Origin of the sequence: Saccharothrix xinjiangensis, assembly GCF_039527585.1 — a bacterium.
Taxonomy (GTDB): Bacteria; Actinomycetota; Actinomycetes; order Mycobacteriales; family Pseudonocardiaceae; genus Actinosynnema; species Actinosynnema xinjiangensis.
This window is the reverse complement of sequence record NZ_BAAAKE010000057.1, coordinates 1-14,962: the sequence shown is the minus strand read 5'-3', so window position 1 is coordinate 14,962 and position 14,962 is coordinate 1. Positions and strand designations below refer to the sequence as shown.

The 14,962-nt window shown below is 67.0% G+C and carries 8 protein-coding genes and 3 pseudogenes; 5 read left to right on the top strand and 6 right to left on the bottom strand.

Annotation, left to right across the window (positions count from 1 at the left end):
* Nucleotides 1–274 (top strand): transposase (locus ABD223_RS42945; protein ID WP_344044052.1); only part of this gene is annotated, 274 nt, incomplete at its 5' end.
* A gap of 35 nt (nucleotides 275–309) precedes the next feature.
* On the opposite strand, the gene ABD223_RS42940 is transcribed toward ABD223_RS42945, so the two are convergent.
* Complete coding sequence (locus ABD223_RS42940; protein ID WP_344044050.1) at nucleotides 310–657, bottom strand: hypothetical protein; 348 nt, start codon at nucleotides 655–657, stop codon at nucleotides 310–312.
* Nucleotides 658–738: 81 nt separating this feature from the next.
* Here ABD223_RS42940 and ABD223_RS42935 point away from each other — a divergent pair, with 81 nt between their 5' ends.
* Nucleotides 739–1,872 (top strand): IS630 family transposase, encoded by a 1,134-nt coding sequence (locus tag ABD223_RS42935; protein ID WP_344044048.1) that lies wholly within the window; start codon nucleotides 739–741, stop codon nucleotides 1,870–1,872.
* A 154-nt stretch (nucleotides 1,873–2,026) separates the two neighbouring features.
* Here the strand turns inward: ABD223_RS42935 and ABD223_RS42930 are convergent, their stop codons facing one another.
* A complete protein-coding gene (locus ABD223_RS42930) occupies nucleotides 2,027–2,443 on the bottom strand; it encodes a hypothetical protein (RefSeq protein ID WP_344044046.1) in 417 nt (138 codons plus the stop codon).
* Nucleotides 2,444–3,028: 585 nt separating this feature from the next.
* On the opposite strand from ABD223_RS42930, the pseudogene ABD223_RS42925 reads away from it, so the two are divergent.
* The 3 genes and pseudogenes from ABD223_RS42925 to ABD223_RS42915 all read left to right on the top strand — a co-directional run.
* A pseudogene (locus ABD223_RS42925) lies at nucleotides 3,029–3,397 on the top strand (transposase family protein); the annotation flags it as partial.
* A gap of 422 nt (nucleotides 3,398–3,819) precedes the next feature.
* Nucleotides 3,820–4,731, top strand: coding sequence for a transposase (locus ABD223_RS42920; RefSeq protein WP_344044044.1), 912 nt, complete (start codon nucleotides 3,820–3,822; stop codon nucleotides 4,729–4,731).
* A 16-nt stretch (nucleotides 4,732–4,747) separates the two neighbouring features.
* Nucleotides 4,748–5,174: pseudogene (locus ABD223_RS42915) on the top strand (transposase family protein); the annotation flags it as partial.
* A gap of 136 nt (nucleotides 5,175–5,310) precedes the next feature.
* Here the strand turns inward: ABD223_RS42915 and ABD223_RS42910 are convergent.
* The 4 genes and pseudogenes from ABD223_RS42910 to ABD223_RS42895 all read right to left on the bottom strand — a co-directional run.
* Nucleotides 5,311–6,873 (bottom strand): phosphotransferase, encoded by a 1,563-nt coding sequence (locus tag ABD223_RS42910; protein ID WP_344044042.1) that lies wholly within the window; start codon nucleotides 6,871–6,873, stop codon nucleotides 5,311–5,313.
* A 116-nt stretch (nucleotides 6,874–6,989) separates the two neighbouring features.
* Entirely contained in the window at nucleotides 6,990–11,681 is a 4,692-nt protein-coding gene (locus ABD223_RS42905) for a hypothetical protein (protein ID WP_344044040.1), read from the bottom strand.
* Nucleotides 11,682–12,034: 353 nt separating this feature from the next.
* Nucleotides 12,035–14,152 (bottom strand): tetratricopeptide repeat protein, encoded by a 2,118-nt coding sequence (locus ABD223_RS42900; RefSeq protein WP_344044038.1) that lies wholly within the window; start codon nucleotides 14,150–14,152, stop codon nucleotides 12,035–12,037.
* Between the two features lie 400 nt (nucleotides 14,153–14,552).
* Nucleotides 14,553–14,762, bottom strand: a pseudogene (locus tag ABD223_RS42895) (IS5/IS1182 family transposase); the annotation flags it as partial.
* Nucleotides 14,763–14,962 lie beyond the last annotated feature (200 nt).

The following is a 14,962-nucleotide window of genomic DNA, read 5'->3' as shown; positions in this document are numbered from 1 at the left end:
GGCCTACCTGCGCCGCCGCCGGATCACCGCCGTGATCCCGGAGAAGACCGACCAACAGGCCAACCGCAGGAACAAAGGCTCCGCCGGAGGCCGCCCGGTGTCCTTCGACCCCACGCGCTACAGGCGGCGCAACACCGTCGAACGCTGCTTCCAAAAGATCAAGACATGGCGCGGCCTGGCCACCCGCTACGACAAGACACCGCAAAGCTACGAGCCCGGACTACATCTACGCGGAGCGATCATGTGGCTGAAGACCATAACCCCAACCACATGATCCAAACCCCAAACAGCTCCTAGTGGTCGCGCCCGTTAGTTCGTCGGGGGTTGTCGCCAGGCGGTGATGTCGTTGAGGTAGAGCCGGCAGGCGCAGTCGAGTGCTTCCTGTGGTGTGCCGGAGGGGTGTCCGCTGGGCAGGATCGAGTTCTCGTAGTCGTCGTGGCTGGCACGGTAGATGGCGAAGCCCCAAGTGGTGGCGGACCCGTGGTAGCGCAACCTGAACAGGGGCAGGACGGTGCCGTCGGGGAGTTCGCCGGTGACGTAGGCGAAAGCTCCATGGTGGCGCACTTTCACCGTGGCCAGTTGGGGCCAGCGTTCCCGGATACGGGCCAGCAGGCGTTGGCGCAGCGAGACTTTGGTCGACTCGGGCGGGGAGGCCATGGCCGCGATCCTGCCCGATACCGTCCACCCTCCATAGTCGATCTTGGAATGGGTGTGTTGGTGGCCGCACGAAGCCCGTATGTGATCACGCTCGACACGACGGATCGGCAGGCGCTGGAAGCTCTGGCACGCAGTGGTCGTACCGAGCATCGCCGGGTGCTGCGTGCGCGGATCGTGTTGGCCGCCGCAGACGGGCGGTCCAACGCCGGCATCGCCCGCGAACTGCGGATCGTCGAGGACACGGTGCGCAAGTGGCGCAGGAGGTTCCGCCATGAAGGGCTGCCGGGATTGGCCGACCGGCCGCGCAGCGGGCGGCCTCGAGTCTTCCCTGCCGCGGTCGTGGCGGAGGTCAAGGCAGTCGCCTGCGAGTTGCCCACGCTAGGCGACGTGCCCTTGGCGAGGTGGAGCTGCCCGGAGTTGGCCCGCGAGGCAGTCGCCCGCGGGGTCTGCGAGCGGGTGTCGGCATCCATGCTGCGCCGCTGGTTGGCCGCCGACGCGATCAAGCCGTGGCAGCACCGCTCCTGGATCTTTCCGCGCGATCCGTACTTCGCGGTCAAGGCGGCCCGGGTGCTCGACCTTTACGCCCGCGTCCGGGATGGAGAACCGTTGGGCGAGAACGACTTCGTGCTCAGTGCCGACGAGAAACCCGGCGTGCAGGCGCGGTACCGGCTCCACGACACCCTGCCCGCCGGTGCCCGCCGGCCGATGCGGGTGGAATCCGAGTACTCCCGTGGCGGCACGCTGGCCTATTTCGCCGCCTACGATGTCCACCGCGCCCGTGTGATGGGCCGTTGCGAGCCCACCACGGGCATCGTCCCGTTCTCCCGCCTGGTCGACCAGGTCATGACCACCGAGCCCTACACCGGCGCCCGCCGCGTGTTCTGGATCGTGGACAATGGGGCGTCCCACCGCAACTGGGCCGCCGCTGCCCGAATGAACGACGCCTTCCCCAACGCCCACATGGTCCACTTACCGGTACACGCCTCGTGGCTGAATCAGGTGGAGATCTACTTCTCCGCAGTGCAGCGCAAAGCGCTCAACCCAGACGACTTCGGCGACCTCGACGAAGTCTCCGAACGGCTGCTGTCCTTCCAGGAGCACTACAACGCCACCGCCCAGCCCTTCGACTGGACCTTCACCCGCCACGACCTCAACCGGCTGCTCACGCGGATCGGCCGCCATGATCGCCATGCACCACAACCACTGACAGCGTGATCATCCCCGACGAACTAACGGGCGCGACCACTAGCCTTCGGACCACAGCTCAACGTGCTCCTGCCCCGAAGGGTTCAGGCGGAACGGACACTGATCGCTCCAGCATGGCGGTGTTCGGACCAAGCTCGTGCGGGGCGCCCGTCATGTCAACAGGTCAGTAGTCGGTGAAGCACCCCTGCGGTGACCAGCCCAGGCTGCCGTCGGTAAAGAGGATTCGAACCCAGCCGTTGCCGTTGGTTACGCCGCACGCGGTGTACCGACGACCGAGGTCGTAGCCCTCGATGCAGCCGACCAGGTCGTTTGCTTGGATGTGGCCGATGACCCGGGTGCTGTTCCAGCCGCTGTAGACGTTCGTGTTGTAGTCCGCCCACATGAGGCCGTTGGGGCAGTGTGCCAAGGCTTTTGGTGCGGCGGCAGGAGGCGCGGCGGCAGGAGGCGCGGCGGCAGGAGGCGCGGCGGCAGGAGGCGCGGCGGCAGGAGGCGCGGCGGCAGGAGGCGCGGCGGACGCCGTCAACGGCGCCATCAACATGAGCGCGGCTGCGACCGCGGAAACAATACTGATCCTGCGCATGATTTCTCCTTGTCCATATGAATTCGTGACCGGGAGAACGCTTTCCCTTAACAAAACAACAGCACCACGTGCACGGAATCTGCCTGCCGAACGGCAAATACGTGCCGACCCTCCCGGCTCGTTCTTTTATTTCTGCGTACGATTCGACCAGTCTACGACGAAACGTCAGGCATGCGCAATGGTTCTTTTGGGTGAGGATATTAACGCTAGTGCGTGGAAGTTCAAGGCGTGCGCCAAAAATCTGACCTACTCCGACCTAGGCTTTTTAATCTGTTCGGCGGAACTTGGTGCCCTTATCTTGCAATGGGCTGGCCGGGTGTGCCTGACCGGTGCGCAGGAGGAGTCCGATGTCAAAGCGTTGTGCGACGCTACTTCTTCAGCAGGGCCTGGGATTCGAGCCCTTCCACGACAAACTCGGCCGCGATGCCCCACAGTGAACCTTTTTCATCCTGATTTGGATGTGTTGGTGCGCAAGGGATATCGATCACAAGCTGGCGGTAGTCGGCGTGTCGGCGCCTGGACATGGCGAAGCCCCTGGTAGCAGGACTCTCGACCAAGATCGTCCAGCATGCACAGGGGCTTCACGTGCTGTTCTACCGTGCCGCGCTGCCGTTGTCACATCGGACCCTGACCTTCGTCTCCGGCCTGGTCCGCGCCCATCGCCGACAGTCCGGCTCGGTGTGGCGCAGGCTCAATCCCGGGCAGCAGGCCCTGTTGGTCCTGGTCTACCTGCGCAAGGGCGAGACCTTCGCCGAGATCGGTGCCGGCTTCGATATCTCCACCACGACCTGCTGGCGCTACGTCAACGAGACCGTCGAACTCCTGGCCGCGCGGGCACCGAAGCTGCGGCAGGCGCTGCGCACGGCGAAACGCCGGGACCTGGCCTACGTGATCGTGGACGGCACGCTGATCCCGATCGACCGGGTCGCCGCCGACCGGCCGTTCTACTCGGGCTGTGATGATTGTTGTGTGCTGCCTCGGGCCGCAGCTTGACCCGTACTCTGGTTGGCCTTGTTGCCTTGTGTTTGATCTGTCGGCCGTGGTCGGAGGTGGTGCTTGCTGCCGCCGGTCCGGTGGGGCGTGTCCCGACAGGGGCCTCGCAGTCCAAGGCGCCGTCACAGTCCTGACCGCCCACACCGGCCCGGCGTCGGCCATCCGTTCCCACGCCGATCAGGAGTCAGACCATCATGACCTGCATGCCGCATTCAGAGGTGGCGGGAGGTGATGCCACCGCTGACAACGTGGTGGTACTGGGTGTCGACACGCACAAGGACGTGCATGTCGCCGCGGTGATAACAGCGCTGGGTGTGTTGCCGGCTAGCCGATCATTCCCCGCAACCGCTGCAGGATACGAGCAGATGCTCGCGTAGGCAGGCGTGTTCGGGACAGTCCGGCAGGCCGGGGTGGAGTGCACCGGCTCCTACGGCGCGGCGCTGACCCGGTACCTGCTGGCCCACAACGTCTCGGTCATCGAGATCAACCAGCCGGACAAGGCCACTCGACGCAAACGCGGCAAGACCGACACCGTCGACGCCGAGTCCGCTGCGCGAGCCGTGCTCTCCGGCCGGGCCACAGCCATCCCGAAAGCCGGAGACGGGCCGGTGGAGATGATGCGGATGTTCAAGCTGGCCAAGACATCCGCGATCAAGGCGCGCACCCAGGCAATCAACCAGCTCAAGGCCGTGCTGGTGACCACGGACCCTGCACTGCGCGAGTCGCCGGCCGGGCTGAGTCGCTGGATGCTCGTCCGCCGATGCGCTGAACTCGACGCCACCGACCCGCAGGACACCGTCGCTGCGGCGATCTACACATTGCGTCTGCTTGACCGGCGCATCCTGCGCCTCGGCGAGGAGATCCGCGACCTCGAACAACACATCACCACCGCGATCAACGCGTGCGCCCCTGCTCTGCTGCACCGCCGCGGAATCGGCCACGACAGCGCCTCGGCCCTCCTGCTCGCCGCCGGAGATAACCCCGAAGGACTCGACACCGAGGCGTCGTTCGCGGCCCTGTGTGGCACCAGCCCGATCGAGGCGTCATCCGGCAAGACCCGACGACGCAGGCTCAACCGTGGCGGCGACAGGCAAGCCAATGCAGCCCTCTACCGCATCGTGCTCACCCGCCTGCGATGCGATCCGTCCACTCAGGAATACCTTCAACGACGCCTGGCCGAGGGCAAGACCCGCCGCGAGGTGATCCGCTGCCTCAAACGCTATGTCGCCCGCGAGACCTACCCTCTTCTACGACAAGTCTGGACCACCCCGGAACACCAAGCCCTCCCAGCTTGACAAGCATAGGGGCATCAAACACCACCGCCACGGCGTCAACGTCCAGGTCCTCGCCGACCCGGCCGGTCGGCTGGTGTGGGCCTCGCCGACCCGGCCCGGCGCCGTGCACGACCTGACCGTGGCCCGAACCCACGGCCTGATCGATGTGCTGACCGAGCATGAGGTGACCACCTTCGCCGACAAGGCCTACCAGGGTGCGGGCGGCACGGTGCGCACCCCGTTCAAGCGCCACGCCACCAGACCGCGGCTGTCACTAGGCCAGAAGGCGGTCAACCGGGCACAGGCCCGCATCCGCGCTCGGCGAACGCGCCGTCTCGCTGCTCAAGGGCTGGAAAGTCCTGACCAAGCTCCGCTGCTGCCCACGCCGGGCCACCGCGGTCATCGCGGTCATCGCGGTCATCCTCGTCCTGCACCACATCGAGACCCGCCGCCAACCACGATGAAAAAGACTCGGTGTCCGCACCATCGCCGAAAAGGGCAATACATTGGCGGACCATGGGGCGCGGACAGTGCAGGCGTGTACCGCGGCGATGACGACGGCAGGGGTCCACCCCGCCGCTGCTACACGGCCTCTCGCTCTTATCGGCGATGCCCCAATCGTTTGAGCTCTGCTACGCCTGCGCGCAGCTGGTCGTGCGCGGCCACGACGGCGAGCGCCCGCTTCGGCCCGGGTACCTCGTAGTGATAGGTGATGCGGAGCAGGTAAGTGCACAGCGCGACGTGCCACTCCCAGTGGTGGGTCTCGAAGCCCTCGTCGGTGGCGATCGGCGGACACACCTCACGCAGGTGCGCAGTGATCCACCGGAGACCCGTCAGCGCCGCAGTGGTCGCCGGGTCGGAGGTCACGGCTGACAGGTCGGTGGACAGAACACCGATCTTAGCGGCGAGTCGGCGCCAGGTGTCGAAGCCCGTGAAGAACATGGACTCCGCACCGCTGTCCACGATCCTCATGAGCAGGTCCACGGCAAGTCTCGCGACGTCGACCGCCCAGTGCGCCTCGCCGAAGTACCTGAAGTCGATGAGCGCGGGAGCCGGGTGCTTGCCCTGGTAGAGCAGGATGTTCCCACCGTGCAGATCGCCGTGCACATGTGTCGCCTGAGTGGTCCGCGGCACTTGTCTGGCGAGCACGCCGTTGAGCCGCGCCTCGGTCACAAACGCGATCAGGTCGTCACGGATGCCTTCCACAGTGGTGAGGCCGCCGCCGTCGGGCCTGCTGAGCGTGGGCAACAGCTCATCGATCGCCTGGAGGACGAGCCGCTGCTTGTAGTGGCGGATCTTGAACAGCGAGAGCGGGTCGACGTCCTTGGTCTCCAGGTTCCCGGCGTACAGCGGTCCCAGGCACTCGGTGAACAGCACCTCGAACAGCTCGTCGGTCACTTCCGGACCAGGGCCTTCCGAGAGCCACTTGCGCAGAGTCACGACCTTCTTGTCGGTCGCCGACCCTGTGGCGTACCAGCCGTTCACCGGCCCGACTGGGTACTCGGGCGAACTGGTGACGACGAACCGCGACTGGAGCAGCTGACGGGCGTGCAGGGCCCGTTCCGCCTCGGTGGCGAGGTCGTCGCTGGCCCGGCTCACCTTGATCACGTGCCTCACCACCCGCCCCCTGCCGAGGTTGGAGGTGGTCTCGCACACCGACGCACCGGAGGCACCCGGTGAGAGGAAGCGGACGCTGATGTTGTCGGTCGTGTCGCTCGTGACGGCCAGGACCTGCCGGTGCAGCTGGGCCAGGGTGGAGCTCTTGACCTCGAAGAGCAGTGCCTGCACAGCGGGGTCGTTCGGATCGGCTGCCTCCACTCGAACCTCGGTCACCGTGCCGTTGTCGAGCAGGTGAGCGCGGATCGCCGCAGCGATGGCCTTGGGACCGTTGGCAACCGACTCGACGCTGAACTCCGCCCTGCGCACCACCCGGTCCGCACCTCGTCGCCCCGCCTCGGAGAACAGGTCGTGCCGGTTGGTGTCACCGTTGCTGATGGCGAAGATGAACGAGTGCCGGGATGCCGCGCGCGCGGACTCGATCAGCTCCAGTCCGCGCGCCTCGTCACCATCCATGTCAGGGCGGTCGAACAGCAGGTCGACGACCACGAGGTCGAAACGCGAGGAGCCGCGCAGGACCTCGTGGGCGCTGTCGGGATCGCCCATCTCGGTCCACTCGATCGTCCACCCCTCGGCCCCGAGGTAGTGGTTGAGCCTGGTGGTCACGCTGCTCAGGTTCTTCGGGCTGTCGTCCACGATCAGCCCGCGGATGCTGTGGGTCATCACGCTCCTCGCCACAGGGGAAAGGCGACGGTCGAGGTGAACGTCCACCTCCCGCCGACCTCGGGACGCCCCGTGACGGAGCCCCCGAACGGACGTGCCTTGTCGTTGAGGGCCGGCAGCCCTCGCCCCGGCCGAGGACTGGGTCGTGTCCCGCTGTTGCGGACGACGATCTCCATCATCCCCTCGACCAACCGGTACTCGACCTCGACCCGCTGCACGGCACCACGCACCGCGTGGTGGGTGATGTTGTCGCGCAGGTGCGCCAGCACGGTGTCCAGCAGCGGCGCCGGGCAGAACATCCGGCGGTCGACGGCATCGGGTGCCTTCAGCACGGACAGCCCGGGAAGTCTGCTGCCCAGCACCCGGGTGACCGTCTCGAACGGCGAGGCCGGGACCGAGCCTATGAGGTCGACCACCAGGGCTGCCTTGCCGCTGTCCGCATGCGGGGTCATGAACGTCCGGTGCCACCAGCGCAGCTCTTCGAGCAGTTCACTGCGCTTCGCGCGCCAGTCCGGGCTGCCCGGTTCCCAGGCGCGTCCGGTGATGGCGTGCAAGCGCTCCAGCACGCCTTGCAACTCATTGACGCCTTGGCTGTTGACCACAGCGAGCAGCCTGCGCTGCTCCTGCTCCCCGATCCGGTCGGAGACGTAGTCGCCCGCAAGGATGTCCGTGAGCCCGGACAGGTGACCGATCACCCGCTCCCCCAGCTGGGTGCTGCAGGTATCCCAGTCCGCCAGCGCCTCACCGGTCCTCTTCTCCGCAGGCGGCGCGACCTGGAGGTCCTCAACGAAGTCGCGAACCCTGAGCAACATGGCTTCCATGCTGTGCGTCTCCACGTACCGCTTGAAGTCCTCGCGGAGGAGGCCCCACGTCTCCTGCGCATCGCGCGGGATGGCGCGCATCCTGCCCTTCAGCAGTGCCAGCAGGTGTTTGAGCACCCGGAGGTACTTCTTGACGGCCGCAGGATCGTGGTCGTACAACAGCAGTTCGAGGCGGTCACGGCACTGCACCAAGGACCGGTGCATCTCCTGGGGGTCGACCGGCGAGTCCAGCAGCGGCCTGCGCAGCTGCCGATAGCACTCCAGCAGCAACTGGTTGATCATCACCGGTTCGTCGACCGTCCTGGCGATCAGCCCCGGCAGTATCCGGGCCAGCTGGCTCGGCTCGGACGCCGCCAGCACCATGACCGCCTGCATGCGCAACCACGCCATGGTGGTGGGCGGCTCACGCAACACGGTCGTGCACATCCGGGCGAGCAGTTCCCGCCCGACCGCGTAGCGCAGGGGCGGAAGCTTGAGCCACTGCTGTTCGGCCGCGACCAGGCGCAGCAGGTTGTTGCGCGTCCAGTGGGTAGGGCCGTCGCCGACCACGCCACCGTCGGTCAACACGCGCAGTTTGTCGATGACCTCCTGCCGAGCCGCGGTGACGCGCATGGCGCGCAGCAACAGCCCCCTCCAGCGCAGGTAGTCCGCGAGGTCGTGCCCGTTGATCGGCACGTTGAACACGTCGGTGGCGGGCGACCCGAACGGCTTCTCCCCCGCTCTGAGCCGTGTCCGGTCGCGCAACTGCTCCGCGTGCGGCCGGAGCGCGGGTGGAATCTCCTCGATGTTGTTGTTGACGAACTCGCCGATGTCGCACAGCGAGCAGTTCCGACGTGAGACTCCTCCCAGGCTGCTCGTGGCGAGGAACCGCACTTGCGCGGGTATCCCATCACCCCACTGGCGGATGTGCAGCGCGCTGATCGCGCGCAGCGCCCCCGCATCCTGCTCGTCCAATTGGTTGAGCATGATCAGAGCGAGTACCGCGGTGGCACCGGATTCCGCCGCGACCCGCAGCATCTGCTGCACCGAGGCGGAGCTCAGCGCTCCCCAGTCGACCACGATGACGGTCCCCGGCCGAGATCCGAGGTCCAGCCGGTCCGGGAACGCCCATCGGGTGCCCGCGACCGCGCGGGGGATCGGTCGCACCGCGGATACCTGGCGACCGTCCTCCCGCAGCGCGTCGGAGACCAGCGTGACGAACCTGCCCGCGACGCTGTCCGCCGAACCGGGGTACCAGAGTTCCACGGAGGCGAGGCGTTCCCCGCCCTCTCGCCACTCCGTGGCGACGCTGTGGATGGTCGACCGGACCGCCTCCCGGAGTCGCTCGGCGATTGCCGACACGGATACCAGTCGTTCCAACTGGAGGTATGCGCTGAAGTGGCGAGTCCTCCGCATGCTCTCGAAGTGGCCCAGGCGCAGCCAGTCGACGCCCTTGGCACACCACTCCAGCAACGTCTCCTGGTCGACGGGGTCGGCGTCGGTCGGCGCAGACGTGTCGTTCACCGGCTTGAGCAGCAGCGGATCTATGCCGACCGGTGGCCCGGACTCGCCGACAGGCTCGGTGTCCGCCTCGGTCAGCGCCAGTACGGGGATGTCGCGATTGAAGATCTGGACAGGTCCACGCTCGGATCGGGTATCCGCCACGCAGAGGATCGCCACGGGCACCGCGTCCCTGCTCACCACAGCGGCCGCCGCCCGGCGGGAGGTGTTCTCCGTCGACAGGATCTCCGAGCACAGCACGACCCGCGCGCCTCGGGGCACCTGTTCGCTGACGGGGACGCCGTCCAGGTCCAGCTCGGCTGGCATCGCGTAGATCCGGGCGCCGACGGACAGGCATTCGCTGACCTGGCGCACGATGGACTCCATCGCCCCGCCGAACCTCGCCACGGACATCGGCTGGTCGACCGCGCCGACCGCGTCCCACTCCACTTCGAACGCCCTAGCCAGCAACCACCCCGCCAGCGACGCACCGACCGTCTCCTCGATCAGGCGCCTGGCTTCGATCCACCGGCCGGTCCTGCGCAGGGCGGGACCGAGGAAGTGCCCGACGTTGACCCCGGCCCCACCTTCTTCGACCTCTTTTCGCAGTCGTGCGTGAACCGCCTGCCGGAGGGCGCGGACCGCGTCCTCCGGTGACACGGTCAGCGCCGCCTGGCCGGTCGCGACAGACACCAGGTGCGGATGGTGTCGCAACACCTTGGCCAACCGCTGCGCGGCGCCCGGTTGCCCCGCCCAGATTTGCTCCAGGGCTTCCAGTGGCACCGCTTCCCGTGCCGATGTGAGGCTTTCCAGCACCTCGCGCGTCCAACGCGCCCCACCGCACCACAGGGGCACCGCGGCGGAGCCCATCACCAGGATGGGATCGGACCCGAGGTCGCCCGGTTCGAGGCACCGATCCTCCTCGGCGTTGATGCCCGCGACGCTGAGGTCGAGGATGCGCGGGTCGGTGTCCGGGAAGACCACCGTCACGGAGATCCGCCGCTGTATCGCACCGGCGGCGTCGAGGACGCGGGCGAGCACCGCCTGCATCGCGCCGTCGGACAGGCGCACGCCGGATCCCCGGATGGGGATCGTCACCACGACGCCCTCTACCCCCTGCCCGGTCTCCGTCAAGCGCGCCTGGCTGTGCAGGTGTTCCCAGTCCACGTCACTCAAGCCGGTCTCCGAGTCGAACGCGCAGGCGATCACGGACAGGCGGACGGCGTCACCTGTCCTGGTCCGACTGCGCCAAGGGGCTGTCACGTTCTTGGCGGAGGGACGTTCGAGGACCAGGGTGGCTTCGACGACCGCGCCCCGCCCGACGGCAGGAAAGTCGTCGGCGACGTCAACCAGGTCGCCGGCGGTGTAGACCTTCCCCGCAGACCTTCCCGCAGTGCTCACCGTGACCGCGCCCCGATAACCACGTACCAGGTGCGCCACCTTCCACAGACCGCTCGCATCGCGCCGCGTCGCCTCGTGCGCTGCGGGCATCCGTTCGAAGGACGAGAGAATCGCCTCGTGGATGTCACCCCTACCGCGGTCGACGAAGCCACGACCGGAGTCTCCGACGAAAACCTCCAAGACGCGGCGGCCTCCGTTGTTGCCCAGTGACTCGGTGAGCCTCCCGGCGAGTTGGGGCAACTCGTCGCGACGGGAGACGTAGAGCCGGCCGTCGACCAGCACCGACGCGACGAGCGCATGGCGAGGCGTGGTCTCGCCAGCGGCCGCGTGGTAGTGCACGTTGTCGACCAGTTCGGTCATCATCACGTGGGCGACAGCTCGTGAGTCGGCGGCGGAAAGCCCCATATCGGACAGTCGTCTGGTAGCGCTGGTCAATGCGTGCTGCAAACCGGACCCGATGCCGTATTCGTGGTGGACCCAGTGGAACGGCAGGATGCGCCGCCGGCGGAACGGCTCGCTTTCCACATTCACGGGCTCACCGACACCGCGTCCGGCGTCATTCCGGTTTCCCGGTCCGTCGGTGACGATGACCGCACCGTCCGGCCAGTGCGCCGGGCGCAAGGCCGCGACGAACCCCACGTCGTGCATGAATGTCCTGGCTTGGGCGCGGAGCCGGGCCTGTCTGGCCACGTGCCGCTCGAAGGTCTCGGGTACCTGTTCCCCGTTGCCCGCCGGGTCACCTTGCGGGAAGCCTCCCGTGGGCAGGACCACCGAAGCCGGGATGCCCTCTCGGACTGCCGCGTCGAGCAAGAGCAGAGCTCGGCCGAGAGCCCCGATGTAGGCGAACTCGACCGCGCCGAAATCCAGGTGGACACCCTCCTCCACCGCTGACCTGCTCCAGTTCCCGTCGCTGGTCAAGACTCCGCACTTCAGAAGCGCCCGGTCCCAGGCGACGATGGTCAACCTGCCGGGCAGTCGTAACGCGCTCATCGACGCGGCACCTGGAGCAGCGCCGGCCGGACCGTCGAAGTTCCCCCCTCGCGCAGTGTCATGCCCCAATCATCTGCGATGTGGCGCAACCTCCGGAGAAGTTCACTCCAACGTCAGATCGGCGGCGGCAGGCGGTTTTCGCACACCTCACCGGGAATAGCCGAATTGGCCTGCGGTGTGGTGGATACCACCTCGACCGGTGAGCTGCGACGATGGCAGGCGATCCGCAGGAATGATCTCGCGAGGCGTGGCGCTGCGACGATCTTATCGGATCTTCGCGTAGATCGTCGGATGGTCCGGTTGCGCTCAGCCGCACCGACGGCGATGCTCCGCGAAATAGAGCAGCTATCGGTTTACACCGGTTTCACCACGTCATCGGTGTCCATCGCGAGGTGATCGCGCCGCACCTGGGCTTCGCGCGTTCGGTCGCCGAGGGTGCGGAACACGTCGAGCGCCTGTCGATACGACTCCGCGGCGTCCGCACGGGCACCCAACAGGCCCTGCACGCGGCCGAGCGCCGCGAGGGTCTTGGCCTGCCGGTGACGATCGCCCAGGTCTCGTCGTATCGCCAGTGCGTGCGTGAGCAGCGCATGGGCTTCCTCGTGCCGTCCCAAGGCGGTGCAGGCGACTCCGTTGTTGTGGAGTACCTTGCCCATCCGTTGCGGGTCTTGGACCGTCTTGAGCAGTTCGGCCGCTTGTCGGTAGTGCTCGATGGCGTCCTCGTGGGCGCCCGCGGCGTAGCAGGTCAGGCCGAGGTTGTTCCGCACTCTCGCCGAACCGAGGCGGTCTTCGGTGGTCCTCCAGATCCGTGCCGCCTCGTCGAGCAGATCGATCGCCTCGTCGAAGCGCCCGCGTTTGCGCAGCGCGATCGCCAGGTAGTTGAGCGTCTCGGCTTCACCGACACGGTCGTCGAGTTCCCGGAAGTGCGCGAGCGACCGCTGGTGGCAGTCGATCGCGTCATCGAGGCGGCGCACATCCCGGTAGGCGATGCCCAGGTGGTTGAGGATCCGGCTCTCCGCGTGCCGGTCGCCGACGCGTCGGGCCGCGGCCAGCGCCACCCCGTCGATGACGATCCACTCGTCCCAGCGTTTGCGGAGATCCAGGTAGCGGTGCAGGGCCTTCGCGGTGCGCAGCACCACGTCGTCCATACCGGCCTCGTTCGCCCCGAGCACCGCACCCACGATGTTGGGCAGTTCCACGTCCAGGCCGTCGAGCACCTCGTCGGGAAGCAGGCCTACTGGTGACTGGATGGCTTGGGTGAGCAGGCGGTCCGTAGTGGTGCACAACGCCGAGTAGTAGTTGATGATCCGATTGAACGCATCCGCGCCGCCCTCATCGCCCCCGACCAGTTCCCGGGCGTAAAGCCGGACCAAGTCGTGCATCCGCCACCGGCCGCGTGCGGAACCTGGTTCGACCAGGTGAGCTCGGCGCAACCGGTCCAACAACCTGCGGGCGCTGCCGGACGCACCCGTCGCGACCTGCGCGATGCCCGTCCCGAACTCCGGTGATGGGTTGAGCGCGAGCAGTCGGAACAGTCGTGCCTCGGGTTCTCCGAGATTCCGGTATGAAAGATCGAACGCGGAGCGGACGGCGAGGCTGCCGTCGTAGTTCAGTTCGTCGAGCCTGCGGTGCTCGTCGGCCAGCGTGGCGCTCATCTCCGACAGCGGTTGGTCCGGATCTGCGGCCAGGAGCGCAGCCGTGATCCGCACGGCGAGCGGGAGTCCCCCACACAGCCGCCCGATGGTGTCGGCTTCGTCGGACCGGGTGCGGACGCGTTCGTCGCGCGGGTTGGTCACGGCTAGTTGACGCCGGAGCAGGAGTCCCGCGTCGACGGAGGGCAGCACGCCAAGCCGGACCAGCCGCGCCCCGTCGAGTTCCACGAGGCTGTGCCTGCTAGTCACGAGGACACCGTGCGCGGCGGTACCGGGCAGGAGCGGACGGACCTGGTCGGCGCTTGACGCGTTGTCGATGATGACGACCAGGAACTGGCCCGCCGCTGCCTTCTCCGCCAGCACCGTGCGCCAGAGGCGCTCCCGGTCCGCTGTCTGCGCCGGGACGTGCTCACGGGGTATGCCCAACGCGCTCAGCAGACTCGCCAACGCCGACCCGGTGGGTACGCGGTGCTCGGGCACGTCATAGCCGTGTAGGTCCACCATGACGGAGCCACCGGCGAACCTGCCCTTCGCCAGGAGATCTTGGGCCGCCTTGACCGCCGTCGACGTCTTGCCGACCCCCGCCAGTCCTGCGATGACCACCAGCGGACTGCCGCCCGAGATGTCCCCGTATGAGGTGAGCGCCCGCTGCACCTCGGACAATTCGTTCTCACGGCCGACGAAAACGGGCAACCGCGGTAATCCGCTGACCGCCAAGGGCATAGGTCTGGGCAAGACCGTCTCGACGGACCGGGCCTGGATGACGTTGCCGACCACCACGCCGCTGACATCGTTGCGCACCTGTTGTGAGTTCAACACGCATCGATTATGCGACTACTCGGCACGTCGTCCCCCAACCAGTTCTCGGGCGCACCAGTTCACATGATCGTCTGTTCCAGGTCTCCCACATGGGGAGGTAAGCGGCATCGACCCCAAACGGAGTCACGGGCAACGTCACCGCGTTCACCACCCGTGCGCTCGCCGAGATGCGGACCATTGCCACCCTCAAGGCCATCGTCGCTGGTAGCGCAGCACATACCGGCGCTTGAAAAGACGATCCGATGATCACTCAAGAGGTCGAACAGCGCCTCGCAATTCCAAGCTCAAGTGGAATGACCGACGACAGCACGAACACACACCAGCGCGACGGCTCTTTGGGCACTCGTGCACACGTTCACCCGATTGAGCGATCTGCGATCGTCGGCAGTCCTTAGGGTTCCTAACAGAATCGTTGGACGTGGCGGTAGCAGATGATGCAGGTAGCGAGGCTGAGGAGGGCTTCGTGGATGTCGTCGCGGCGTTCCCAGCGGATGCGTAGCCGTTTCATGCCGTGGTACCAGGCGATCGTGCGCTTGACGACCCAGCGGACGGTGCCCAGGCCGGAACCGTGGGGTTCACCCCGGCGGGCGATCTGGGAACCGATTCTCCTAGGGGCTGTTTGAGGTTCAGATCTAGGTGGGGTCCGGTGGTGTGCTGGTGGGGCTGGTAGAACACGGGTGTGGCGCGTTTTGATCTGACCGATGCCGAGTGGGCGTTGATCGAGCCGCATGTGCCGGTGGCGGCCACGGGGCCGTTGCCGCGGCGGGTGCGGGAGCAGTTCAACGGGATCCTGTGGCGGTTTCGCACCGG